Genomic DNA, 26057 nt, shown 5'->3' with positions numbered 1-26057 from the left:
TGTCTTATACCCCTTATACGTGCAAAAACCCCCTTTGTAAAGAGGGCCTTACTTAATACTATCATAATTAACAAGTTGTGTCGGTAGATAGTATAAGCAAAACTACGGCACTCGCTAAAAGTTGATGCGAATGCCGAGTTTTTCTAATCATTATTTTACATGTTATAGACTCAAACTTCCATAATTTCTTTTTCTTTTTGCTTAGTTAGCTTATCAATTTCTACTATATGTTTATCAGTTTCCTGCTGGACGTCGTCTTGAAATCCTCTTAACTCATCTTCAGTTAAGTCACCATTTTTTTCAGCTTTCTTTAAGCTATCATTAGCATCCCTGCGTATGTTTCTAACTTGAACTTTAGATTCCTCTGCATATTTCCCAACTACTTTGACTAAATCTTTACGTCTTTCTTCTGTAAGTGCAGGTATATTAATTCTTATTACGTTTCCATCACTTGAAGGTGATAAACCTAGATCAGCCTTTTGAATAGCTTTTTCAATATCTGAAGTAGAAGATTTATCAAAAGGTGTAATTACTAAGAGTCTTGCTTCAGGTACTGAGATTGTAGACAATTGATTAAGTGGTGTAGTTGCACCGTAATAGTCGACATAAACATTATCTAGTAAAGATGGGGTAGCTCTTCCTGCTCTTACTGTTGATAACTGTTTTGAAAATGATTGTACTGCTTGTGACATCTTTGATTGTGTATCTTTGATAATTTCTTTTGACAATTTTATTTCCCCCTTATTATAGTTCCGATTTTCTCGCCAAGAACAGCTCGCTTAATATTGCCTTCTTCTGAAATAGAGAAAACAAGTAATGGTATATGATTATCCATACATAAAGATGAGGCTGTTGAATCCATTACACCTAATCCTTCATTCAAAACTTCCAAATACGACAATTCTGTGTATTTAGTTGCATCTTTATTAATTTTCGGATCATCTGTATATACACCATCTACATTGTTCTTAGCCATTAAGATAACTTCCGCCTCGATTTCGGCCGCTCGCAATGCTGCAGTAGTATCTGTAGAAAAATATGGGTTACCAGTGCCTGCAGCGAATATTACTACTCGCTTTTTCTCTAAATGGCGAATCGCTTTTCGTCTAATATAAGGCTCAGCAACTTGTCTCATTTCAATTGATGTTTGTACTCTAGTTGGAATGCCTTGATTTTCTAAGCTATCTTGTAAAGCTAAGGAATTCATAATTGTAGCTAGCATTCCCATATAATCAGCGTTAGCACGATCCATCCCCATTTCGCTTCCAACCTTACCACGCCAAATATTGCCTCCACCAACAACTACAGCAACTTCAACTCCTAATTCAGCAACTTCTTTCACTTGTGATGCAATAGACTGAATAACTTTAGGTTCTATGCCATACCCTTGTTCACCACTTAAGGCTTCTCCACTTAATTTTAACACAATTCTACGGTAGCGAGCAGTTGTCATAATAACCTCCATTTATGTAATTAATAGTATTTATTTTAAAGAAACATTTATTCTATCATACTCTTTCAAATGCTGATTAACCAGTAAATCATCTCATTGAACGTTACTGCTACCAAGTTATACAAAAGGGAACACAATGTGTTCCCCATTTTGTATAATTTCAACGAACCGTTAACCATATAAGAAACTACATTCTATTATTGTCAAGGTTAGACTAATATATTGAAGCTTATGCTAATTATTTTTTAACTTGACTCATTACTTCTTCAGCAAAATTATCTACACGTTTTTCGATTCCTTCTCCTACTTGATAACGAACAAACCCTTTGATCGTTGCTCCTTTATCAGCCAATACTTTTTTCACTTTTTCGTCCGGATTCTTAACAAAACCTTGCTCTAATAAACAAATTTCTTCAAAGAATTTACCAAGACGACCTTCTACCATTTTTTCAACGATTTTCTCTGGTTTTCCTTCGTTTAAAGCTTGCGTTTTTAGAACTTCACGCTCTTTTTCAACCTCTTCCTGAGACACCGCATCACGAGATACGTAGCGAGGATTAACTGCTGCAATATGCATCGCAACATCTTTTGCAGTAGCTTCATCATTTGACCCTTCTAAAATAGTTAATGCCCCAATATTTCCACCCATATGGATATATGCACCAAATGCATCACTATCCGTCTTTTCAAAAATAGTAAAGCGACGAAGTGATAACTTTTCACCAATTTTAGCAATATTAGAATTAATATATTCCTCTAAATTAGTTCCATCACCATGAAGGTTTTGTTTTAGTGCTGCTTCAACTGACTCTGGTTTTTGCTCAACTAAATGCTTTCCTAATTCAGCTAAGAGGTCTTTAAATTGATCATTCTTTGTAACAAAATCCGTTTCACAGTTCATTTCAAATAAAACAGCAGAGTTCCCTTTCACCTCAACATGAGTAGAACCTTCTGCAGCTATACGATCAGCTTTTTTAGCAGCTTTAGAAATACCTTTCTCACGTAGATAGTCAATTGCTTGATCAATATCTCCATCAGTTTCTTGAAGTGCTTTTTTACAGTCCATCATTCCAGCACCAGTTTTTTCGCGAAGTTCTTTTACCATTTTTGCAGTTACAGCCATTACAAATTCCTCCTTTAATAATTATGTACCTAAATCATACGATTATTTCTTAAAAAAAGGTGATAAAAGGTTCCCCTTCTATCACCCTAAACCTTCGTTACTCTTTTGCTGCTGCTTCAACTTCTTTAGTTTCTTCAACAGCAGGCTCTTCTGTTACTTCTCCCTGTTTTGCTTCTAAAATAGCATCTGCCATTTTACCAGTTAGAAGTTTCACAGCACGAATTGCATCATCGTTAGCTGGGATAACATAATCAATCTCATCTGGATCACAATTAGTATCAACAATTCCTACAATTGGAATGTGTAATTTGTGTGCTTCTGCTACCGCAATACGCTCTTTACGAGGGTCAATAATGAATAATACGTCAGGAATTTTTTTCATTTCCTTAATCCCGCCTAAGAATTTCACAAGACGTTCTTTTTCTTTAAGAAGTCCTACAACTTCTTTCTTAGGAAGAACTTCAAACGTTCCATCTTCTTCCATGCGTTCTATTTCTTTTAAACGATTAATACGTTTACGAATAGTACCGAAGTTAGTTAATGTTCCACCTAACCAACGTTGGTTAACAAAGTACATACCAGAACGGATTGCTTCGTCCTTTACAGATTCCTGAGCTTGTTTCTTAGTACCTACGAAAAGAACAGTTCCGCCATTAGCTGCAACCTCTTTCACGTAATTGTAAGCTTCATCAACCTTTTTAACTGTTTTTTGAAGGTCGATAATATAAATACCGTTACGCTCTGTGAAGATATACTTCTTCATTTTTGGATTCCAACGGCGTGTCTGGTGTCCGAAATGTACACCTGCTTCTAGTAGTTGTTTCATTGAAATAACTGCCATAATATGTTTCCTCCTAGATTGGTTTTTTAGCCTCCGCCTGCTTCATTTTTACGTAAGAACTAACTTTGTTTGGTTAGCACCTCTCACATAATCCACAAACGTGTGTGATTAACACCAAAAATAAATATAACACATGCAATTCGAGCAATCAAGCAATTTTATGAGTTTTTACGATGAAATTTTAACATAAGCTCTACTTCTGTCTTCCCACAATCAAGTTTTTTTGCGATAGTTTCAACTGAATTCCCTTGATTATGCAATGAATAAACCCTTGAAGCAACGGATTGCTCCAATACATCTTGTCCATTATTGTCAACAGGTGGAGAATATTCCTTATAGTCCTTACTTTTATTCATTTCATCTTCATAAACAGGCTTTGATGTCAATTCGTATTTAGTATTATTTTTTGGGTTGGACTGAATGTCCACATGGTTTGCTTTCGTATTTAATCTCGGTTTAGGTTGTTCATTTTCTTTTAAAACATGCAATAATTTGTCATTTTCTTCTTTTATTTCTATTAGGTAAACTGCCAACAAATCTTCCATTTCTTTAATGTTACTTTTTTGTTTAGCTTCCAGATCATCAAATAAATTCACTTTATCTTTCAACGTTTTTAAAAAGATAAATGTCATTACATGTAATAAAAAGCTAACTAAAAATAAAATAGATGTCATAAAATCCCTCTCAGCCATTGAAATCAATTTGTTTTCCTAAATAGGGGTGGTCGGTCGAAACAACGAGTGCATCATTCTCCATTTCATTCTTTGACCGTTTGTTCATCCATGCTTGATTGTTAGGCTCTTGTTTTTTATTATTAACATTATTCTTTTGATTATAGTCATTTACTTGTTTTCGTTTCATTTCTTCCTTTACTAATTGGTTACTAGCAAGAGATTCTTGATCAATTCTCCCCCGTTGTTGCATTTGATCTTGTATTCTACCTGCATCTTGGGTACGAGGAAGAGCAACTTGCATTTCTACAGATTTCCAACTCATAATAATCGCATCCTTAAGCTTGCTTAAAGTGGTTGAATTGCAATCTCATGATTGTCTAATAATACTTGAGAATATTTATAAATACTAGTTACTGACCTTTTATATTTTCCAAAAGTTAAATCTACATTCGGATAGATACAACCCTTAGCAACTAATTTCAAGCCTTCCAAATCCCCGATAGAAACTTGTAATTCATTTAACTCATTGGTTATCTCTTCTAATTTATGTATGGTTTGTTCCATTGTATTGCGTTGTTTTAGTAAGACGATTCTCTCTTTTGAAGTTAAACCAACAGATGATTCTTTTTTTGCCGCTAGACTGTCACCTAATAACTGCAACTTTTCTTTATTATCTACTAGTTTCTTTTTTTCTAATTGAAGCGCTTTCTCATACTCTCCAAGCTTTTTGTTTATACCAAAAGCTAATTCTGTTTTTGTATTCATTTTGTTGCCTATATCTTTGGCCTCAATTGTTTTACCTGCAGAGTACATACCGCCAATTATATTTCCATTTTGACAGTAAATATGTTCCTGTGCAACACAATGACTATGCAAAATAGAATTATTAATGATAATATCTCGTCCTACCTCAATTATTGCTTGATTAATGTAACCAGCCTTTAAATCAAGACCAGCAATAATCGTTCCTTTTCTTAATCCAGCAATCCCTTCTGAAACTATTACACTTCCACCCGCTTCAATATAAGCCGCTTCAACCATGCCAAATATTTGCACGTCTCCTTCTGCTTTCACCGAATAGCCAGCCGGTACATTTCCATGGATGGTAATCGATCCGACAAAATTTAAGTTGCCAGTTTTAAGAGATAGGTCCCCTCTCACTTCATATGTTGGAAACACCTGAATGACTTTTTCACCAATACTCAACTGACCATCTGCTTTTGCATAAAATGCATTTTCAGATTCAACAAACTCAACGTTTTTCCCAGCTCTTATACGAATTTTTTTACCAGGAATTTGCTTGACCTCTTTACCGTACACATTTATACCTTTATCACCTGTTGTTGGGGCAGTGATAAAGGCTATCTTTTCACCGTTTTTTTTGGAAGGGATTTTAAACACATCTCTAAAATCAGATTTTTCATTATGCTCAACTTGTGTTTTCCCCTTGTCCAAAAAATGAATTTGTCCATCTTTTCCATTAATTGCAGGGAGTCCTTTTGCAATATCAATTGGTAATTGTTCAATATTAAATGAAGTTGTCAATTGCTTAACTACCTTCTCATCTACTCCAAATAATATATTGTGATCAGATAGATATTTTTTTAACTCATCTTCATTTAAGTTTTCACCATTATATTCTTTATTTTTTTTAAAGCTAAGTGTTACTAACATTAGATCTTTAGAAATAGTTAAATCAAAGAATTCATTTAATCGATTCACACCCTAATCCCCTTTAGATTTATTTTAAAAAACCTATAAACTTATACATTTTGGGATAATGTTTTTCTTAACTTGAAAATAGCTTGTTTGTGTATCTGAGAAATTCTTGATGTAGTTAGTTCCAGTACATGACCAATTTCAGTAAATGTTAGCTCTTCTTTATAAAATAAACTAACAACCATTTGCTCATTACTATTAAGTTGTTGAATGCCTATTTCTAATTCTTGATAATCTTCACCCCTAATTAGGTGTTGTTCTGGAAGTGGGTTATTTTCATCGGGTAAATTGTAGCCAACCCCTTCTTTATAATCATCATTAGAGTCTGAGGATTTTTCTTCTATTGATAACAGATTAGCAAACAGACTGTCTTTTACGATTTCCTCTATTTCACTAGCAGTTATATTTAATTCTTTTGCAATTTCATTTGATGTAGGTTGTCGCTGTAATTTTTGCTCAAGTAATTGGGATGTTCTCTCTACTTGTTTTGTTTTATCTCTTGCGGATCTAGACAACCAATCTTCCTTACGTAGCCCATCCATAATTGCACCACGAATTCGAAAAGATGCGTACGTATCAAACTTTAAATCACGAGATGGCTCAAACTTCTTAAGTGCATCATAAAGACCAAATAAGCCTAAGCTTTTTATATCATCTTTACTAACACTATTCGGTAGATGAGCAGCAATCCTTTGTACGTGATAATTTACCAAATAAAAATAACTCTCAATTAATTTGTTTCCAGTATCATTATCCTGTTCTTTTATCCAGTTGTCCCACAGCATATCCTGTGTAGTTGAAATATTAGACATCAAAATCACCTCGCAATAGTCTTGTTGCTATCTACTTCTAAGTTGTTAAATCTCTGCTTCACCTTGGTTGACGGTTCTAATTTTTAATTTTCCAGTACTTGGACAAAACTCAATCGTTCTACCACTGTTACCTCCAACATCCTGCGCAACAATCGGGATTCGGTACATCTCTAACATTTTTGTTACAGCTTCTATATTTCGCGCTCCTACTCGTAACATATCACTCGTTGAGGTGAAGGAAAACATTTGAGCTCCACCTGCCATTTTGGCTTTCATGGCAAATTTTCTTGCACCATTATTCACCATTTCATCAACTAGTATATTGATAGATGTGTCTGCATATTTTAGTAAATTTAAATTATCTCGTCTTGATTGGGTAGAATCAGGTAACATCACATGAGCCATACCAGCAACCTTTTGAGACAAGTCATAGACGACAACACCTACACAAGAGCCTAATCCAGATGTTCGCAAAACCTCCGGTGACTTAGCAAACTTTAGATCGGCAATTCCAACTTTAACAACATTTTCAGTAACCATCATTGATCTTTAACACCTAAAGCAGTGAAGATTTTTTTAAATGATTCCGGATCTGGTAATAGGAAAAAATGTCCTTGTATTTCTCTGTTTTCATTATCTTGCTCGTTTATCTTCGTATCAATGATAATCGCATAATCACTTTCTTGAGATATTTCTACAAGACCTTGCATTAATATTGCACCTGCCATATCCATATTGAGCGAAGGAACAGAAGGCTGCATATTAATAGAAGTAAGGTCTGATAATGCAGAAAGATAAGATCCCGCTAGTATATTTCCTACTTCATGTAACGCAGATAATCCTAATTCTTCAAAAGGAGGATTATTTAGTGAGAACTCTTTATCATCTATAATTTGTTGTACAAATACTTCTGCTTCTGCAGGCGAGAGGACGAAAAACATACTTCCAGGTGCCTCTCCATTAATTCTCAAAAATACAGAAACAATGATAACTTCTGGTCCACCAACCATCTCCATCATTTCATCGAAATCAACGACACGCACAGAAGGAACATTCATATCTACTTTTCTATTTAGTAACTTAGATAGGGCAGTAGCGGCATTACCTGCCCCAATATTACCTATCTCTTTTAAAATATCTAATTGGTAACTTGTTAACTTATCCATAAAAGACATGTTATTTTTACACTTCCACACTTTGAAAATCTTTAATTTCCTTATTAGAAAGGACCTTTTCTAAGTTCAAGAGCATAAGTAGACGTGAATCTAACTTCGCTACTCCATCAACATAATCAACATCAACCGTACCTATCACTTCTGGTGGTGGTTCAATGGCATCATGTGGAATGTCAATCACATCATAAGCAGCATCTACAATTAGCCCAACTTCCATACCGTCAATGTAAACGATGATGATTCTTGTACTGTCTGTAAACTCCGTTGCTTCCATACTAAAACGTTTCTTTAAATCGATAATTGGAGTTATTACTCCTCTTAAATTAATAACTCCTTTAACAAAACTAGCAGTTTGCGGCACTCTAGTAATATGTTCTACGCGTTCTATCCCTCTAACTTGGGTAACAGATACAGCATACTCTTCTTCTCTTAATTGAAAAACAATAGCCTTTATCTCTTGCTCGTTTCCTTCTGTCATAGCAAACTCTCCTCTACTTTATTAATGAATTGGTATCAATTATTAAAGCTACCTGTCCGTCACCTAAAATAGTCGCTCCCGATATTGCAAATACATCTGTTAGATAATCTCCAAGTGATTTTAGAACCACCTCTTGCTGACCGATAAATGTGTCAACAATTAACCCGGCCATCTTATCGCCTTTACGGATGATGACAATGGAATAAAATTCATCTTCGTCAGAGGATGAAGGCACGTCAAACACTTGTTTTAATGAAATTAGTGGAACTACCTTACCTCTAAAATCAATTACTTTTTTATTATGAGCACTTAATATTTCTGACTTATTAACAATAGCTGTCTCTATGATAGAAGAGAGTGGTACAGCATATTTTTCTTTTTCTACCTCAACAAGAAGTACAGAAATAATCGATAATGTTAATGGAAGTTGAATAGAGAATACAGAACCTTTTCCAGCCTCAGACTCTATTGTTATACTTCCCCCAAGAGACTCTATTGTATTTTTAACAACATCTAATCCAACACCACGCCCCGAAACATCTGAGATAGTGTCAGCAGTTGAAAAACCACTTTCCATAATTAACTGAAACACTTGTGAATCCGTAAGCACTTCTGCTTGTTCATTTGTAATAACCCCATTGGAGATAGCTTTATTTGTTACTTTATCCCGATTAATACCAGCACCATCATCTGATATTTCAATAAATACATGGTTTCCACTGTGGTATGCCTTTAGTTGTAAATTTCCTTCAGCAGGTTTACCTTTTTCTAAACGTTTATCCGGTGATTCAACACCATGATCTAGTGCATTACGAATCAAATGAACTAAAGGATCACCAATTTCATCGATAACAGTCCGGTCTAACTCTGTATCAGCGCCTATAACTTCTAAATTAATTTGTTTACCTAAGTCTTTTGCAAGTTGTCGAACCATTCTTGGAAATCTATTAAATACCTGTTCAATAGGTACCATTCTCATATTAAGTATAATCGTCTGCAAGTCTCCTGAAATTCTTGTCATACGTTCAACAGTCTCTTGTAATTCAGCATGTTTTAAATTATCAGAGATTTGCTCCAAACGTCCTCGGTCAATAACTAGTTCTTCAAATAAATTCATAAGACCGTCGAGCCGTTCGATATTTACACGAATTGTTTTATTATTTACTGCAGCCTTAGTTGTAGTTTGGTTATTTGTTGTTTGTTCTTTAGCCGCTACTTTGTCGTTATTAACTTGTCCATCTTGCTCGGGTTGGGGTTGATCCGATTGATTTTTAGAATATCCACCTTCTACGTTAAAAGGTTTTATAGTTACTTTGTCAATCTCTGAGACTTTCATAATTCTTTTTTCAACATTTTCTGTACTTTCTTGTGTAACTAATAGCACAGTGAATTCCAAATCGAATTTTTCTTCTTCTAATTCAGGTACACTTGGTTGTGACTTAATCACTTCACCAATCTGTTCCAAAATCTCAAACACCATATATACTCGTGCAGCTTTTAACAGACAGGCATCTTGTAATTTAACGTTTACTTCTAAATTATGATATCCTTTTTCTTCAGACTCTTGTAAAACAGTTATTTCAAATTGATCTAACTGATCAAAAGAGCTATTATTAGAAACACTTGTATTTGTCTTTGAATCAGAGTTTACAGCCACTGCTTCACCATTTTCAATTGCCTCTAACTGCTTAACTAATCCTTCAACATCTCTTTTTCCATCACCACCACCTGCTATATCCATTACCATCGCCTCTAGGTAATCTACAGCTTCTAACACAACATCTAAGATTTCCGAATTCATAACTAACTTCTGATTACGAACAGCATCTAGAACATTTTCCATTTGATGTGTAAGATTAGCCGTATCTTGATATCCCATTGTTGCAGACATCCCTTTTAATGTATGGGCAGAGCGGAATATTTCATTCACTGTATTTATGTTAGTCGGGTCCTTCTCTAAAACAAGTAAATTATCATTCAATGATTGAATATGTTCCTTGCTCTCTTCGATAAACACCTCTAGATACTCATTCATTTCCATGTCTTATCACCTCTGGCTTTTATTTGGTTAATTAGCTCATTACTTATTTCAGGTAAATCTAAAACGTAATCTACTAAATTTGTTTTTTCTGCTGCTTGGGGCATTCCATATACGACAGCCGTGTTCTTAGATTCAGAGATTGTTATGGATTCTGGTTTTTCATTTTTTAAATAAGTTAAGCCTTTAGCGCCATCTGCTCCCATTCCGGTCATTATTACTGTATAAACATGATACAACTTCAAATAGGCAAGGGATTCAAACAGAACGTCTACTGATGGTTGATGACCATTTCTAGGTTCCTCTTTAGTGACTTGAGCAATTAAGGAAGCGCCTTTTTTTATTACCCTAAAATGAAAACCACCTGGTGCAATATAAGCAGTGCCCTTTTGTATTACCTCTCCATTTTCTGCTTCTTTTACCTGGATTGCGGATAGTGTATTCAACCTTTGTGCTAATGATTTTGTAAAACCTTTTGGCATATGTTGCACAATGACAACTGGCGCAGGAAAGTCTTTAGGTAATCTCGTAATTACTTGTTGTAACGCTCTTGGACCGCCTGTAGAAGTACCAATGGCAACTAACAAGTTATCAGAAAATTTTTCTGGATTCTGAATCATCGTCCTGACAGGAGTCTCAACCTTAAAATCGTTAGTAATTTTATGTACTTGGGATTTGGCTGCACCAAGTACTTTAGAAACAATCTCTTTTTCCACCTTTTTTATATCTAAAGAGATAGACCCTGAAGGTTTTGCAATAAAATCAACAGCTCCAAGTGCCATCGATTGTACGGTCTTATCCGTACCTTCTTTAGTTAAACTTGATAACATGATAACTGGAATAGGATTTGTTTTCATTAATTGTTTCAACGTAGAAATACCATCCATTATTGGCATTTCTACGTCTAAAGTAATGACATCTGGTTGCAAATCAGCAACTTTTTCTAATGCATCACTTCCATTTCTTGCTGTACCCACCACTGTAATGTTTGGATCTGAATTTACAATATCTGAAATCATTTTTCGCATAAATGCAGAGTCATCTACAACTAAAACTTTTATCGTCTTCATGCTAGTCTACCTTTCTGTAATAATCTGTTTTAGCCTCTTTATGAAAGAAAATGGTGTCTTTTTCTCAATATTGATTTTTTCGCTTACATATTGTTTAACTATTTGCTTCATAACAAGGCTAACGCGTGCATCCGGATCATAGAGCATAAAAGGTGTTTGACTACTTACTGCTTTAAACACTGTTTTATCTTCTGGAATAATTCCAATCGGCATTAACTCTCTTTCTAAAAACCGTCTAACAACCTGTTGTAAACGATTAATAGTTTCCTGACCACTTTTACTTGAATGGGCTCGATTGACAACTAAAAACATCGGTAGTTGATAATTTTGACTAGTGACATGCTTAATAATTGCGTATGCATCTGTTAAAGATGTCGGTTCAGTAGTGGTTACAACAATACATTCATCTGCAGCAAGCATGAAATAAATGCTTCCATTGGATACACCAGCACCCATGTCAAATATAATGTAATCATAACTAGTCATTAATTCATCTAATTGATTGAGAAAAAAGTTGAATTTTTGTTCGTCCATTGTAAAAATTTCTGATAGACCAGATCCGGCTGCAATGTAAGATACAGCATTTGGTCCTGTCTCTATAATATCATGAATCGACAAATTGTGAGCAAACATATTTACAATAGATTGTCTTGGGCTCAACCCTGATAAAATGTCAATATTCCCCATACCTATATCTAAATCAAATATTAATACTTTTTTCTCTTGGTCGGATAATCCGATTGAAAAGTTAAGTGCAAAGTTAGACTTACCAACTCCACCTTTTCCACTTATTATAGCGATTGTTTTAGCTTGCTTATTCCCTTTTAATTGTTCAATCTTCCGTCGTAAATTAGCAGCCTGATCACTCATCTGCACTTACACCAACTATCATTTCACAAATTTCTTGAACAGATGAGCCTTTGATATCATCTGGGACATCTTGACCATTCGTAATATATGCGATTCCTATTTCATTGGTTAGTGACAAGTTGAGGATTGAACCGTAAGTGTTGGTTTCATCTTTTTTTGTGAATATTAGCTGCTTTATCGGAATGTTCTCAAATTGACGATAAATATCTTCAAGATCACTTGATTTAGTTGTTAATGAAAGTACTAGATACGTATCAAGGTCGTGGTTAAGGTCAACTACTTTACCAAGTTCCTTAATGTATTTGGAATCTCTGAAATTTCTACCAGCAGTATCAACGAGTACTAGATCATATTCATTAAACTTTTCTCTTGCCTTCCGATAATCATCAATTGTATAAGCAATTTCTAATGGTATATCTAATATCTTAGAGTAAGTCTTAAGTTGTTCAATAGCTGCAATACGGTAAGTGTCAGTAGTGATTAAGGCGACTTTCTTCCCATCTTTCAACATACTATTTGCGGCAATTTTTGCAATGGTTGTTGTTTTACCAACCCCAGTTGGACCTACCAAATGAACAAATTTTTTGCGATAGTCAATTCCACTAAAATCAGAAGAATGTAACCTGCTAGCAATGCCTAAGCTAAGTTGTTTTTTTACTTGCTCATAAGTAATTTCTTTATCTTTATTTTCTTCCAGTACAGCTTTAACCAAATCCTTAGCGAGTTCAACCTTAACCTCTTTTTCCACCAGCAAATCAAACGCTGCTTGATATACTGGTGGAAATATAGTTTCCTGCACTGAAGCATTCTTTTCTATCCATTTCCTTAACTCTCTTACTTCATTAATCACTTCTGTTTGATTTTGATCACGTTTTTCTTCAAATAGAACAGGATGTTTAATTTTCACTTCTTTATTTTGAATACTTTCTCGTTTTTGCGGTTTTGGCTGTGGATCTAGTGCAGCAATAACCTCAATATTCTTTTTTTTAAAAAGACCTAAAAAACCACCCTGTTGAATCTCTTTAGAATTTAAAATTACTGCATCCGATCCAAGTTCTTTACGCACTTTCATCATTGCTTCTGGCATCGTAGGCGCAATTATTTTTTTTACCTTCATGCAACATTCACCACCCCAACGCTTTGTACTTCTAGATTTGGTTCCAGTTCGTTATATGATAGAACAACCACTTGTGGGAAAAAACGCTCTAGTAACTGTTTTATATACATTCGGATTGTTGGTGAACACAATATAATTGGTGTTTCCTCTTGTAGCGATAACTGTTCAACTTTTTCTGTTACAGAACGTATAATTAATTGTTGTGAATCAGGATCAAGGGACAGGTAACTTCCGTGTTCTGTTTGCTGAATATGTTCGGCAATGATTCTTTCCACCTCATTCGCTACTGTAATGACTTTAAGGGAATTATCTTGTTGAACATATTGTTTGGTTATTTGGGTTGCCAATGCTTGACGCGCATACTCTGTTAGTAAGTCTGTATCATTAGTCATTTTACCAAAATCAGCAAGTGTCTCGAAAATAATCGGTAAGTTTCGGATTGAAACACCTTCCCTAAGTAGTTTTGCTAAAACTTTCTGTATATCTCCAGTTGCTAAAGGTTCTGGTGTAACTTCCTCAACTAAAATAGGATAAGTTTCCTTTAAGTGATCAATTAGTTGCTTTGTTTCTTGTCGCCCTAATAACATGTGTGCGTGGCTCTTGATTACTTCAGTAATGTGTGTAGATACAACTGATGGCGGGTCAACTACGGTGTATCCAGATAACTCAGCTTCGTCTTTATTTTCTTCACTTATCCATTTTGCGGGTAAACCAAATGCTGGTTCTGTTGTATCAATCCCATCAATCTCATCGTCTTCCATACCAGGACTCATTGCTAAATAATGGTCAAGTAATATTTCACCTTTAGCTACTTCATTCCCTTTTATTTTAAGACAGTATTCATTCGGGTTTAACTGTATATTATCTCTTATTCTTACTACCGGTATTACTAAACCAAGTTCAATTGCTAATTGCCTACGTATCATGACAATTCTATCTAGTAAATCTCCACCTTGGTTTGTGTCAGCCAAGGGAATTAATGCATATCCAAATTCAAATTCAATTGGATCCATACTTAATAAGCCAACTACATTTTCCGGAGCCTTCATTTGATCTGATTCTACTTGTTCATCTTCTGCATCCTGATTTATATCAGGTTCCTTAACCGGTTTAGACAACCAATATCCACCAAAGCCCAAAACTAATGCAATCGATGTCGTTAGCATAAAGTTAATTGGTGTAAGTCCTAACAAGAATATAGTTCCAGCAGCAATATATAACAAAGTAGGATATCTAAACAACTGTGTAGTTACGTCTGTTCCTAGATTACCTTCAGACGCAACACGCGTAACAACTATCCCTGTAGCAGTTGAGATTAGAAGTGCTGGTATTTGACTTACTAATCCATCCCCTACAGTTAATTGCATATATGTTGTTATAGCTTCCCCAAAACTCAGTCCCATTTGCATCATTCCGATAATTAAACCAAATACGATATTAATAAGAACGATAATAATACCAGCAATAGCGTCACCTTTAACAAATTTACTAGCACCATCCATTGCTCCATAAAAATCTGCTTCATTTTCTATTTTTGATCTTCGTTCTTTTGCTTGATGTTCATTAATCATACCAGCGTTAAGATCTGCATCTATACTCATCTGTTTACCAGGCATAGCGTCTAAAGTAAAACGGGCAGCCACTTCCGATACTCGCTCACTACCCTTTGTAATAACTAAAAATTGTATAATAACAAGAATTGTAAAGACTACAAAACCAACTAGAGGGTTATCTCCAATAACAAATGTACCAAACGTTTCTACCACTCCGCCGGCTTCAGCTTCTGATAAAATAGATCGAGTTGTTGATACATTTAAACCCAGTCGAAATAATGTTAGTAACAATAGTAAAGAGGGGAACACAGAAAACTGTAAAGGTTCACTTGTATTCATGGATACTAAAATAACAATAAGTGCTAATGAGATGTTCATTAAAATAAGCACACTTAATAGCCATCCTGGTAAAGGAATAACTAACATAACGATAATCAATATAACACCTAGTAAGACAGATAAGTCTTTTAATTTCATTATTCCCGCTCCTTAATTACACGCTAAGCTTTTCTTTTCAACTGGTAAACATAAGCCAGAATTTCTGCAACAGCTTGAAAGAAGTCCTCATTGATGACTTCATTGATCTCAATTTGATCATACAATGCTCTTGCTAAAGGTCGATTTTCCACTAATGTAACATTGTTTGCTTTAGCAATTTCTCTTATCCGAAAAGCCACAAAATCGACACCTTTAGCAACAACATATGGAGCATCAGCTTTATTTTCGTTGTACTTTATCGCAATAGCATAGTGTGTAGGATTTGTAATAACGACATCTGCTTGAGGAATTTCACTCATCATTCTTCTCATTGCCATCTGACGTTGTTTTTCTTTAATTTTTGATTTAATCAGTGGATTACCTTCTATATTTTTATATTCATCTTTTATATCATTTTTGGACATTTTGATGTTCTTTTCATAATCATACCTTTGATAGGTATAATCAATGACTGAAATTATCAGTAATGCTATGGAAGCTGCTATTCCCATGGTAATAGTCATATTGCCAAAAAAGGCTAATGCACTATTTACATCTTTTGCAGCTAACATCATCATTTCACCTTTATTCATCCACAAGATGGCAAAGGTGATCGTACCTACAACTGTAATTTTCAGTAATGACTTGACGAGCTCTACGAGGGCTCTAGCAGAAAAAATTCGTTTTGCACCTTGGATAGGATCTAATTTATTTAACTTCATTTCTAATGGTTTTGTCGTAAATAAAAATCCTATTTGCAAGAAATTGGATGCTAGTCCTGCCACGATGGCTATCGCCATAATAGGAGCAAGCGTTTTTGCCATCTCGATAGAAGCTTCAATTAATACGTCGTGTAAACTGTTTTCAGTAACAGGTAACTTGATGTACTCAGTGAAAAATTTTTCATATAGGGTCATCATTGAGTTTTTTAAATTACTTCCAATAACTATAAATATAATAAATACAAAAAATAATAATATAGCTGTATTAACATCTTGGCTTTTAGCAACCTGGCCCTTTTTACGCGAATCTTGCCTTTTTTTCGGAGTTGCTTTTTCTGTCTTTTCACCTGCAAAATATTGTAGATCTAAATACAATTTCATCTAAGCACCTCCGAATAAACGCATTAACGCTTGTGTCGTTTCCAGTAACAATTCAAAAAGATTTTTTATAAGCATGATGTAGAAACTGATAAAGATTGTTAGAATAAAAAGTCCAACAAAAATCTTCAATGGTAAACCGACAACAAACACGTTTAACTGGGGTACTGTTCTAGCTATAATCCCCAAGGCAACATCCACCAAAAACAAACAACCAACTACAGGAATAGCCATCTGAAATGCAATGATAAACATATCATTAAATGTTTGAATGACTAAATAAGCAATATTTTCGTTAGTAAAGTCAATCATCTGATCAATCGGAATTGCTTCATAACTATAAAAAATCCCATTTATTAATAAATGATGTCCATCAACGGTTAAGAGGAACAGTAATGCAATCGTATAAAAATATTGACCCATTAATGGAGTTTGTGCTCCTGTTTGTGGATCGACTACATTGGCTATAGCAAAACCCATCTGAAAATCTATAAAACCACCGGCAATTTGAATGGCAGATAAAATAATAAATGCAATTAGACCAATTGCCAAACCAACAACCGCTTCTTTTAAAATTAATAATATATAAGTGCTATCAATTGGAATTTCTGGAATTGTTAATGTATAAAACATAATCCATGCTAAGAAAAAACCAATACCAATCTTAAACTGAGTAGGTACATTCCGATAAGAAAAAATGGGCATTGTTACAAAGAAAGAGGTAACGCGTACGAGTATTAATAGAAACCCAGGAACAGCATTTAAGTTTATAGACTCTAGCATTTCATTACCCTACAAACTGATTAAGATTTTGGAATATATTTGCGGCAAATTCTACCATTCTCGACAGCATCCACGGTCCAAAAAATATAAGTCCTACTAATACGGCTACTATTTTTGGAACAAAAGCAAGGGTTTGTTCTTGTATTTGGGTAGTGGCCTGAAAAATACTGACAATTAACCCAACCACTAATGCCAGTATAAGCAAAGGACCAGTAACAAGTAGTACAGTAGTAATTCCTTGTTCAGCTAAAGATATAACAAATTCTCCACTCATTACTCATCTCCCTTTCCGATTCGATACAATTAAAATCCATCTAACAATGAATGGGTAATTAAATACCAACCATCAACTAGAATAAACAACAGTATTTTAAATGGTAAAGATATCATGACGGGAGGGAGCATCATCATTCCCATAGACATCAGAACACTCGCTACAGCCATATCAATAACTAGAAAAGGAATAAAGATCATAAAGCCCATTTGAAAAGCAGTCTTTAGCTCACTAATAGCAAAAGCTGGGACAAGCGTTGTTAATGGGATATCCTCAACTGACTCAGGTCGATCCATTTGAGAATAATTCATGAATAATGCTAAATCCTTTTGTCTAGTATGTTTAGCCATAAATTCTTTTATCGGTGTACTAGCCCTTTCATAAGCTTCATCCAAAGTAATCTCTTCCTCGAATAAAGGTGTGAGAGCTTGTTCATTAATTTCTTGGAGCGTTGGTGCCATAATAAAGAAGGTTAAAAATAACGCAATACCTATTAACACTTGGTTAGGTGGCATTTGTTGCGTAGCTAATGATGTTCTAACAAAGGATAATACGATAATAATACGCGTAAAACAGGTCATCAGAATGATAATACTCGGTGCTAAAGAAAAAATAGTTAATAGTAATAATAGCCTGACTGAAGTTGAGACGTTAGCAGGATCTGTGCCAGAAAAAATGTCAATAAATTCATTCATTTTTGTCTTCCTCACGTTTATAACGGTCTGTTAGTTTTTTTCTTCCTTGAACCAATGTGGATAACTCTTTCTGAAATAAATTTTGAAAATTCTCTGACGACTGATTAGTTTGATTCTCGTCTTTATCCTCTTTCTTTTTGAGAATCGAAGCAAACAAGTTACTAGGATTAAACTCTGTTACATCTTCTTTTAGCAGGTCTTCTTTTGTCTTGCCATCTGTAATTTCAGATAGTAAATCAACATTTTCACCTACACCAAGAACATATACGCGGTCCCCTATTCGAACTACCTGTAATGACTTGTTTGCTCCTAGTGAAATTCCACCTAAGTTCTCTAAAGCCCTTACCTTTTGGAACATTTTATTTTTACTATTAATGAACTTTAAAAGAAGATAAATGAGTCCTATCACTAACGCTAATGCAAATACTAGCTTTATAATCAACGATCCTATCGATTCTTTTTTTACGTTCATTTCAGCTTCTTCATCTATTTGAGTATCTTCATTTATTTGGTCATCTTCATTTATCTGATCATTCGTCGGAGAATTTTCTATTTCTTCTTCATTTTCATTTAGCCAATCGTCAACCATAGTCGAAGCATAACTAACATTAGATGTACCAACCATATATACCAGGGCAAGATTCAAACAAAACAGACACACAATTTTTTTTAACATCTTTGCACCAAGTCCATATTAATCTAACGCTTTTTGGATAGCTTCAATTACTCTATCAGCTTGGAATGGTTTTACTATAAAGTCTTTTGCCCCAGCTTGGATAGCATCAATAACCATTGCTTGCTGGCCCATTGCAGAACACATAATAATTTTAGCGTCAGGATTTCCTTTTTTAATTTCTTTTAACGCTGTAATGCCGTCCATTTCAGGCATAGTAATATCCATTGTTACTAAATCAGGAGATAATTCATTGAATTTTTCAACAGCTTGTGCACCGTCTTGTGCTTCTCCTACTACATCAAATCCATTCTTACTTAAAATATCTTTAATCATCATTCTCATAAAAGCCGCGTCATCTACTATTAGTATTTTTTTACTCATGTTAATCTCCCCTTCGTCTCTACTTCAACTTTTTTAATCGATCTGTTTGACTTACAATATCTGTAACACGCACACCAAAATTCTCATCAATAACAACTACTTCACCTTTAGCGATTAATTTGTCATTCACGTGAATATCTACTGGCTCTCCAGCTAATTTATCTAACTCAATAATAGAACCGGAAGATAACTCCAAAATGTCTTTAACAGTACGTTGTGTACGGCCTAGCTCTACTGTAACTTTTAATGGAATGTCTAGAAGCATATCTAAGTTGTGCTTTTCTTTTGCTGGTAAGTCAATCTCATTAAAACTAGAAAATTCAGCAGTTTGAATAGGTGTATTAGCCTGTGATAATTCACCTAACTGTTTTGGATTTGACCCACTTTGGTTCGACCGAGGATTAGGATTAGAGTTAACAACCTTCTCTTCGCTATGCTTTGTTATCTCAGGCTGGCTACTAATCGTTTCATTTGGTTCCTCTGGCTTACTTTCTTGTTCTGGTGGATTTAATAGATCATTAACTAAATCTTTAGCAAACTGTACTGGCAATAGCTGCATGATATTAGAGTCTATTAGGCTTCCAATTTTTAATTGGAATGATACTTTTATTAGAACGTCTTCTTCTGGAATATATTTTTCGCTTTCTTCTTTATCTAGTAAGGTTATAGCAGGTGGTGATATATCTACCCGTTTGCTAAACACTGTAGACATACTTGTTGCTGCTGTTCCCATCATTTGGTTCATTGCTTCTTGTACAGCACTAAGATGAATTTCATTAAGTTCTTCGGAACTAGCTTCACCTTCACCACCCAACATTAGATCTGCAATGATAGAAGCATCGCTTGATTGTAATACAAATAAATTCACTCCACTAAATCCTTCGGTGTATTTAACCTCTATACCTACATGGGGATGTGGGAATTCATCTTCTAACTTACTTTTTTTAATAACCGAGATAGTTGGAGTTGTTATATCCACTTTCTGGTTTAATAAAGTTGATAATGTAGTGGCTGAGCTTCCAAAGGAAATATTACCAATTTCTCCTAAGGCATCTTGTTCCAAAGAGGATAGATAATCTTCAATGGCAGGAGCATCTTCCACATTCTCCTCAGGGTCTTCATTAGCTGTATTATTAAGTAGAGCATCAATTTCATCCTGGGATAACATGCCATCATTCATCATATTAATTCCCCCCTTTTATTTCTTCAACAATCTGGACTGCAAGTTTTTGTCTGTTTTTACCCGGTTGAACGAGAAACATTGATTCATTATCAACTTGAAGTTGTAAAGGTTTATCAATTGATTGGTCTAAATGAATAACATCATTTTTATTCAAATTTAATAACTCATTAATACTAATAGATGATTTACCTAGTAATACCTTCATATCGAGCACGGCATCTTCTAAGCCTTTAGCAATGTTTTCATATTCTTCCGGTTTTCTTTCTTTCGTATTCTCGGTTTGCATCCAATAATGAACAGATAATTTAGGAATAATCGGTTCAAGAACTACGTGAGGGATACAAATATTAATCATTCCACTGCTTTCACCTATTGTCGTATTAAGCGATACTACAACGACTGTTTCATTAGGTGAAACTAATTGCAAAAACTGCGGATTTACTTCAAACTCTTCTAACATAGGATCTATATCAACGACCGAGCTCCAAGCTTCCTGAAGGTTGTCTAGTGCCTTTTCGAATAGTTGAGACATTAATTTTGTCTCAATCTCAGTAAGGTTTTCTATTTTATTAACACTGTTCCCCTTACCACCCAACATTCGGTCATACATTGCATAAGCAATATTCGGATTAAATTCAAATATAATCCTTCCATCCAAAGGCGCAACACTATATATGTTTAGTATCGTTATCGTAGGAATCGATCGAATAAACTCTTCATACGGAATTTGATCAACCGATGCAACAGATATATTTACATAGGTGCGTAGTTGTGCAGAAAAATAGGTAGTTAAAAGTCTCGCGAAATTTTCATGTATTCTTGAAATACTTCTAATTTGATCCTTCGAAAAACGGAGAGCTCTTTTAAAATCATAAACTCTTACTTTTTTATCTTTTTCTTCTTGTTTTAATTGATTAGCATCCATTTCTCCCGATGAAAGTGCGGATAATAGAGCATCAATTTCATTTTGTGATAGTACTTCCTGAGCCAAAAGTCCCACCTCCATTTCGGAGCTATTATTACTGGATTATTTTACTTACAATATAAACGCTTGTAACATTACCTTCGTCCATTAATTCGTTTAAGCTTGACTTCATTTTTTCTTCTAATTCAGAAAGACCAGTTTTAAAGTCTTTCTCAGTTAACTCAACAGATTCTTTTATAAAAATATTTTTTATTTGGAATTCCCTCATTGTTACTTCTTCTTTGGCTTTCTTGCTATCAGTAACAATTTGAAATTGTATTTGAGCAAAACTTCCATCCTGTAAATCGGTTTGCATTTCTGCTGTAGTAAAAGAATAATCAACCATTTTATCTATACTAAGTTCTTTATCATCTTTTTCTTCTCCAGAAACATTAAGAACTAAAACTAAAGCAACAACACCGATAATCGTTATAATTATTAATATTGCAATCATAGCTTTGAATAGTTTAGGATTCATCAGCTTCACCTATTTCCTTAAGACATCCTTGCAAACCTATCGTTTTATAAAACTCACTTACTAACTGGACTACCTCATTCTCATGTTCCTGCACAATTAGCTTCTTATTATTGGTAAGCGTTAATGTTGTATCAGGAAACGATTGAATCTGTTCAATGTATAAAGCATTTACCATAAACTTGTCTCCGTTTAACCTAGTCAAATGAATCATAAATGGTGGGAGCTTAGCTAAAAGCCTTACTCCCTACCTCCTTTATCGTTTAAGGTTTACTAATTCTTGTAGAATTTCATCAGATGTTGTGATGATTCTTGTATTAGCCTGGAATCCACGTTGAGCTGTTATCATTTCAGTGAATTCTTCAGCCAAGTCAACGTTAGACATTTCTAATGAACCTGAGATTATTGAAGCTGTTCCAGCAGACTCTGGAGCAAACAATACTGTGTCATTTGCAGCATCATAAACATCATCATTATTTCCATCATTATAAATTTGACCTGAGTTCATGGTTGATTGATACATACTTCCACCAACTTTTTGAAGACCACCTGGATTCGAAAATTTAGATAAAATAATTTGTCCAGCAACTTTTGTTTGACCATTTTCAACATAGTTAACTGTTCCGTCACCTTGAATACTAAAGCTTTCAGCACCACCAGGGATTTTTATTGATCCAACTTCTTCCGTTAAAATATTATCATTTGTCGCATCAGCACTAAATCCCATTAAATATTGTCCATTAGGATTTACAATATTTCCGCTATTATCTAGATATAAGTTACCTGCTCTTGAATATTGAAGTTCCACATCTGGATTTTGACTTATTCCGTTTGTTTCAAATGTTGCATCATCAGCATTTGCATCAAACCCTTGTCCAAAAACTAACATACCATCACCTTCTAAAGCTACATCCAATGTTCTATTTGTTGTTTGTCTACTTCCTTGTGTTTGGATGTTATCAACTGAACCTGTTTGTGAGCCAAGTCCTACTTGCGCAGGATTTACCCCACCACGAATTCCAGTTGGTGCTGATGCATTTGTTAGCGTTTGACTCATCATGTCTTGAAAAGTCACGCGCCCCTTTTTAAAACCGGTTGTGTTTACATTTGCAATATTGTTACCTATAACATCTAATTTTGTTTGAAAACCTTTCATTCCTGAAATTCCAGCATACATCGAACGTAGCATAAGCCAACATTCCTTCCATTTTATAGTTACTGCTTCTGTCATTCAGCAGTTTGAGTGGCTTCCCTTTCAGGGTCCAGCCTAATCGATCAAAATAGTCCCGTTTATATTCGTGAAAATTCGACTTGATGCTTCAGCGCGATCCATGGCAGTTACTACCGTGTTGTTCTTTGCACTGATAAGCAATGCAGCATCATTTGTCACAACCAATGAATCAGATATTCCTTTTTGTTTAGCCTCGTCTACCTTTCGGGAAATCTTTTCCCACTGCACGTCATCGATTGATATATTTCTTTCTGATAAACGATCTTTTGCATGTTTACTAATTTTTAATGTTTGTACTTCTGATAAGACATCTTTAAATCCAATCGATTCACTCTTATTACTTTTAGTTGGATTTACCTTCGGAAGTAGCGCTCGTTGATGCAGATGTTGTATTCGGTGATCCATCTACATTCACCATCCTTTATTTCTTAGAAGGATCAATTACCTTCAAAACTTCATCAGTGAAAACTTTAGAACCATTTTCCAACTCTAGTACCGCATAACCTTCTTTTTGGCTAACAGCTATAACGGAACTTTTCATTTGTTCATTTGGAACAACAACCGTGCCTGTTTCTTCATTTAGCTTATTATAGGAAACATCTTTTCCAATCAAATGGCTATACTGAATTACAGGTGAAATGGTCTGATTATTTACCAATTGACTCATAGAAGAAGACATATTCATCATTTGCTCTAATGAAGAAAAATTAGCCATCTGTGAAATGAATTCCTTATCTTCCATCGGATTCAAAGGATCTTGATTTTTCAACTGAGCCATTAAAATCTTCATAAATTCATCTTTTCCTAAGTTAGAGCCCGTTGTACCTCTTGTTTGATTGCTTAAGTATAACGAAGGGTCAATTTTAGTCATTTTGTCACCTAAACTTTCTCATTCATAAGTATTTGATGAAAACTCATTTCATTGTCTTCACTATCTTGCTGTTTGTTGTCAGATCCTTCTTGTGAGGCATTAGAATCAGATTCTCCTGATGACGACTGTTTACTTTGCTGCGATGTTTGTTGTTCTTGCTGGAACAACTGTAGTTCTTGTTTTTCTATTACAACTTGTTGTGGTGCGAACATATGCCTTAATTGTTGGATATTACCTTCCAACATCTCTTTAGCTACTTGAGACGTAGTTGTTATTTTAACTATCATTTCGCCATTCATCTGGGTTAACCTAACCATTATATCCCCTAAGTTTTCAGGACGAAGCTTCAATACTAGTTGATTTGAACCATTTACACTAGAACTAAAATTGCTAGATTTAATGACTCTTTGAAACTCTTCAACCAGCTTTTTTTGTAAAGCTTCTTGATCACTTGTTGAAGTTTGGTTTAGGTGTAAAACAAATTGCTCTACTTTAGAAACCGGCATATTCGTTGCTTGAAAACCAGAATTACTAACCTGTTTTGTTTCAGTAGCCTCTGTTTGATAATTTGCTAGTGCTGTTTTAACCCACTTAGCGACATCAGTTGTTGTTACTGTTGAACTAGATTGGTATTTTTGTTGCATTTGTGGATCCATGCGTTTTTGATACGTCTGTAATATCTTATCCCAAATCAATTGCGCTTTGGCACTGTCCTTTGTTGACAATTGCTCGATATTAAACTGCGAACCTGATGTCTTCTCCAACGCAGTCCATTGCTCTAAGAGTTTTAATAGTTTCAATTCGGTTTCTTTTGGAATTGAATTTTTATCTATTTGTGTAAAAACATCTTGAACGTCCATCCACAGTGCTTGAAACATACTTATTACATTTGAATCACTATTCTTTTGTGTTAATTCATTTTGCAGCAGTTCAACAACTTGCTCAACTTCTGTTGGTTCGATACCTTCTTCGGATACATCATTCTTCAAGTTATCCAAAAGTTGTTCAACAATCTTTACACCTTGGTTTAAACTAATAGTCTCAACAGTGGTTTCTGTATCTATCGGATTGTTTAAATTAATATCACTAATTAAGGATGAGTAGTTTTCTAAAAGATTATTACTTGTCAATTCTACACCATTTAGTGCTTCAACTTCGCTGGTAATATCTGCTTGATTTCCAGTCAGTTCTGTTGAACCTTGTTCATTCATTAACTTGGTAAGTAATTTCTTAACTAAATCTTTTGTCTCGGTTTCAGGTAATTTATCCGCATTTGCTATTGTAGAGTCTACTGCTTTGTTTAATGCGTTGATAAACTGCTGTGCCGTCTTCACTTGTTTGTTTTCAACCTTTATTACTTTATCGGTAGTTGGTAACATAACTGCACCTATATTCACCTTCGTATTCACCTCCCTTCAAATTTAATGATTAGAAAATTGTAACTCTTATTCCAGTAATAATTGGGTAATTTGTGCTGCTAATTCTGGATCTAATGCACCAAGGATTGCACCACGTTCTCTATCTGGTAAACTTTCTAAAATAGAAGCTGCAAGTTGATTATCTAGATTAGAAATAATTGGAGCTGCAGTTTCCGGCTCCATATTTTTAAATGAACTGGTAATGGTTGTTACAGTCTCTGTCTTATCTTGTTCACCTGACTCATAATCTTCAATCTGTTTTTCTAGTTTTAAAACTTGTTGATTTAATTCATCTATTGTTTGTTCTTTTACGCTTAATTCTGAAGAAAGTTGGTCAATCTGTGATGATTGTGAATCAATCTCAGTCTGAAGTTCTTCTAATTGATTATTCTCTATTAGTTCTTCCTCAGTCGACACCACAGAGGATAGAAACGGAATATGGTTGGCAAAACCTTTTGCATTCCCAATAACATCAACACCCATAAAAGATAAGATAATAAGAGCAAGAGTAATTGCGAATATTATTGGTATGACAATCACTACTAGCCATTGAAAAGGACCTGCTTTTTTATTTTCTTTTTCTACAACTGAATCACGAGCCATATA

The 26057-nt window shown here is 34.7% G+C and carries 31 protein-coding genes; all 31 read right to left on the bottom strand.

Annotated elements, in window-relative coordinates; all coding sequences use genetic code 11:
* Window positions 1-170: 170 nt before the first annotated feature.
* The 31 genes from frr to QQS35_RS06285 all read right to left on the bottom strand — a co-directional run bounded on the left by frr (window position 171) and on the right by QQS35_RS06285 (window position 26054).
* Entirely contained in the window at window positions 171-692 is a 522-nt protein-coding gene (frr, locus tag QQS35_RS06435) for a ribosome recycling factor (RefSeq protein ID WP_407933945.1), read from the bottom strand.
* A 38-nt stretch (window positions 693-730) separates the two neighbouring features.
* Entirely contained in the window at window positions 731-1453 is a 723-nt protein-coding gene (gene pyrH / locus QQS35_RS06430) for a UMP kinase (RefSeq protein WP_285931091.1), read from the bottom strand.
* 238 nt (window positions 1454-1691) lie between these two features.
* Complete coding sequence (gene tsf / locus QQS35_RS06425) at window positions 1692-2576, bottom strand: translation elongation factor Ts (RefSeq protein ID WP_285931090.1); 885 nt, start codon at window positions 2574-2576, stop codon at window positions 1692-1694.
* A gap of 97 nt (window positions 2577-2673) precedes the next feature.
* On the bottom strand, window positions 2674-3417 hold the full coding sequence (gene rpsB / locus QQS35_RS06420) for a 30S ribosomal protein S2 (protein WP_285931089.1): 744 nt from the start codon (window positions 3415-3417) through the stop codon (window positions 2674-2676).
* Between the two features lie 158 nt (window positions 3418-3575).
* Window positions 3576-4091, bottom strand: a complete 516-nt coding sequence (locus QQS35_RS06415; RefSeq protein ID WP_285931088.1) for a DUF6115 domain-containing protein — start codon at window positions 4089-4091, stop codon at window positions 3576-3578.
* A gap of 10 nt (window positions 4092-4101) precedes the next feature.
* Entirely contained in the window at window positions 4102-4413 is a 312-nt protein-coding gene (locus tag QQS35_RS06410; protein WP_285931087.1) for a hypothetical protein, read from the bottom strand.
* 23 nt (window positions 4414-4436) lie between these two features.
* A complete protein-coding gene (locus tag QQS35_RS06405) occupies window positions 4437-5813 on the bottom strand; it encodes a DUF342 domain-containing protein (RefSeq protein WP_285931086.1) in 1377 nt (458 codons plus the stop codon).
* Between the two features lie 41 nt (window positions 5814-5854).
* Window positions 5855-6622 carry a FliA/WhiG family RNA polymerase sigma factor gene (locus tag QQS35_RS06400; protein ID WP_285931085.1) on the bottom strand — a complete coding sequence of 256 codons (768 nt, stop codon included), beginning with the start codon at window positions 6620-6622 and terminating at the stop codon, window positions 5855-5857.
* Between the two features lie 45 nt (window positions 6623-6667).
* Window positions 6668-7165, bottom strand: coding sequence for a chemotaxis protein CheD (locus QQS35_RS06395; RefSeq protein WP_285931084.1), 498 nt, complete (start codon window positions 7163-7165; stop codon window positions 6668-6670).
* Window positions 7162-7797, bottom strand: a complete 636-nt coding sequence (locus QQS35_RS06390; protein ID WP_285931083.1) for a chemotaxis protein CheC — start codon at window positions 7795-7797, stop codon at window positions 7162-7164. Before QQS35_RS06390 ends, QQS35_RS06395 begins: the two co-directional genes overlap by 4 nt.
* A 7-nt stretch (window positions 7798-7804) precedes the next feature.
* A complete protein-coding gene (locus QQS35_RS06385; protein WP_285931082.1) occupies window positions 7805-8275 on the bottom strand; it encodes a chemotaxis protein CheW in 471 nt (156 codons plus the stop codon).
* A 13-nt stretch (window positions 8276-8288) separates the two neighbouring features.
* The gene (locus QQS35_RS06380) at window positions 8289-10316 is read right to left on the bottom strand and encodes a chemotaxis protein CheA (RefSeq protein ID WP_285931081.1); all 2028 of its coding nucleotides are present in this window, start codon (window positions 10314-10316) and stop codon (window positions 8289-8291) included.
* Entirely contained in the window at window positions 10307-11383 is a 1077-nt protein-coding gene (locus QQS35_RS06375) for a protein-glutamate methylesterase/protein-glutamine glutaminase (protein ID WP_285931080.1), read from the bottom strand. The genes QQS35_RS06380 and QQS35_RS06375 overlap by 10 nt, the downstream gene beginning before the upstream one ends.
* Before the next feature lie 6 nt (window positions 11384-11389).
* The gene (locus tag QQS35_RS06370; protein ID WP_285931079.1) at window positions 11390-12253 is read right to left on the bottom strand and encodes a MinD/ParA family protein; all 864 of its coding nucleotides are present in this window, start codon (window positions 12251-12253) and stop codon (window positions 11390-11392) included.
* Window positions 12246-13370, bottom strand: a complete 1125-nt coding sequence (gene flhF / locus QQS35_RS06365; protein WP_285931078.1) for a flagellar biosynthesis protein FlhF — start codon at window positions 13368-13370, stop codon at window positions 12246-12248. Before flhF ends, QQS35_RS06370 begins: the two co-directional genes overlap by 8 nt.
* Window positions 13367-15400: a flagellar biosynthesis protein FlhA gene (gene flhA, locus QQS35_RS06360; protein WP_285931077.1), complete on the bottom strand. Its 2034-nt coding sequence runs from the start codon at window positions 15398-15400 to the stop codon at window positions 13367-13369. Before flhA ends, flhF begins: the two co-directional genes overlap by 4 nt.
* A 23-nt stretch (window positions 15401-15423) precedes the next feature.
* Window positions 15424-16503: a flagellar biosynthesis protein FlhB gene (flhB, locus tag QQS35_RS06355; RefSeq protein ID WP_285931076.1), complete on the bottom strand. Its 1080-nt coding sequence runs from the start codon at window positions 16501-16503 to the stop codon at window positions 15424-15426.
* Window positions 16504-17283: a flagellar biosynthetic protein FliR gene (fliR, locus tag QQS35_RS06350; RefSeq protein ID WP_285931075.1), complete on the bottom strand. Its 780-nt coding sequence runs from the start codon at window positions 17281-17283 to the stop codon at window positions 16504-16506.
* Window positions 17284-17287: 4 nt separating this feature from the next.
* Window positions 17288-17557, bottom strand: a complete 270-nt coding sequence (gene fliQ, locus QQS35_RS06345) for a flagellar biosynthesis protein FliQ (protein WP_285931074.1) — start codon at window positions 17555-17557, stop codon at window positions 17288-17290.
* A 29-nt stretch (window positions 17558-17586) separates the two neighbouring features.
* Window positions 17587-18252, bottom strand: coding sequence for a flagellar type III secretion system pore protein FliP (gene fliP / locus QQS35_RS06340; protein WP_285931073.1), 666 nt, complete (start codon window positions 18250-18252; stop codon window positions 17587-17589).
* Window positions 18245-18898, bottom strand: coding sequence for a flagellar biosynthetic protein FliO (gene fliO, locus QQS35_RS06335; protein WP_285931072.1), 654 nt, complete (start codon window positions 18896-18898; stop codon window positions 18245-18247). Before fliO ends, fliP begins: the two co-directional genes overlap by 8 nt.
* A gap of 48 nt (window positions 18899-18946) precedes the next feature.
* The gene (locus QQS35_RS06330) at window positions 18947-19309 is read right to left on the bottom strand and encodes a response regulator (RefSeq protein ID WP_285931071.1); all 363 of its coding nucleotides are present in this window, start codon (window positions 19307-19309) and stop codon (window positions 18947-18949) included.
* A 19-nt stretch (window positions 19310-19328) separates the two neighbouring features.
* Entirely contained in the window at window positions 19329-20492 is a 1164-nt protein-coding gene (gene fliY, locus QQS35_RS06325) for a flagellar motor switch phosphatase FliY (RefSeq protein WP_285931070.1), read from the bottom strand.
* A 1-nt stretch (window position 20493) separates the two neighbouring features.
* Complete coding sequence (gene fliM / locus QQS35_RS06320; RefSeq protein ID WP_285931069.1) at window positions 20494-21483, bottom strand: flagellar motor switch protein FliM; 990 nt, start codon at window positions 21481-21483, stop codon at window positions 20494-20496.
* 28 nt (window positions 21484-21511) lie between these two features.
* Window positions 21512-21934 (bottom strand): flagellar basal body-associated FliL family protein, encoded by a 423-nt coding sequence (locus QQS35_RS06315; RefSeq protein ID WP_285931068.1) that lies wholly within the window; start codon window positions 21932-21934, stop codon window positions 21512-21514.
* Window positions 21924-22145 (bottom strand): flagellar FlbD family protein, encoded by a 222-nt coding sequence (locus QQS35_RS06310; RefSeq protein WP_285931067.1) that lies wholly within the window; start codon window positions 22143-22145, stop codon window positions 21924-21926. Before QQS35_RS06310 ends, QQS35_RS06315 begins: the two co-directional genes overlap by 11 nt.
* A gap of 42 nt (window positions 22146-22187) precedes the next feature.
* Entirely contained in the window at window positions 22188-23120 is a 933-nt protein-coding gene (flgG, locus tag QQS35_RS06305; RefSeq protein WP_285931066.1) for a flagellar basal body rod protein FlgG, read from the bottom strand.
* 78 nt (window positions 23121-23198) lie between these two features.
* Complete coding sequence (locus tag QQS35_RS06300) at window positions 23199-23567, bottom strand: TIGR02530 family flagellar biosynthesis protein (protein ID WP_285931065.1); 369 nt, start codon at window positions 23565-23567, stop codon at window positions 23199-23201.
* A 16-nt stretch (window positions 23568-23583) separates the two neighbouring features.
* The gene (flgD, locus tag QQS35_RS06295; protein ID WP_285931064.1) at window positions 23584-24033 is read right to left on the bottom strand and encodes a flagellar hook assembly protein FlgD; all 450 of its coding nucleotides are present in this window, start codon (window positions 24031-24033) and stop codon (window positions 23584-23586) included.
* 8 nt (window positions 24034-24041) lie between these two features.
* Complete coding sequence (locus QQS35_RS06290; RefSeq protein ID WP_285931063.1) at window positions 24042-25430, bottom strand: flagellar hook-length control protein FliK; 1389 nt, start codon at window positions 25428-25430, stop codon at window positions 24042-24044.
* 48 nt (window positions 25431-25478) lie between these two features.
* Window positions 25479-26054 carry a MotE family protein gene (locus QQS35_RS06285; protein WP_285931062.1) on the bottom strand — a complete coding sequence of 192 codons (576 nt, stop codon included), beginning with the start codon at window positions 26052-26054 and terminating at the stop codon, window positions 25479-25481.
* Window positions 26055-26057 lie beyond the last annotated feature (3 nt).

It is taken from the genome of Aquibacillus rhizosphaerae, from assembly GCF_030282825.1.
Taxonomy (GTDB): Bacteria; Bacillota; Bacilli; order Bacillales; family Amphibacillaceae; genus Aquibacillus_C; species Aquibacillus_C rhizosphaerae.
Note: the sequence above shows the minus strand (reverse complement) of the source record. Positions and strands in the feature narration are given on the sequence as shown.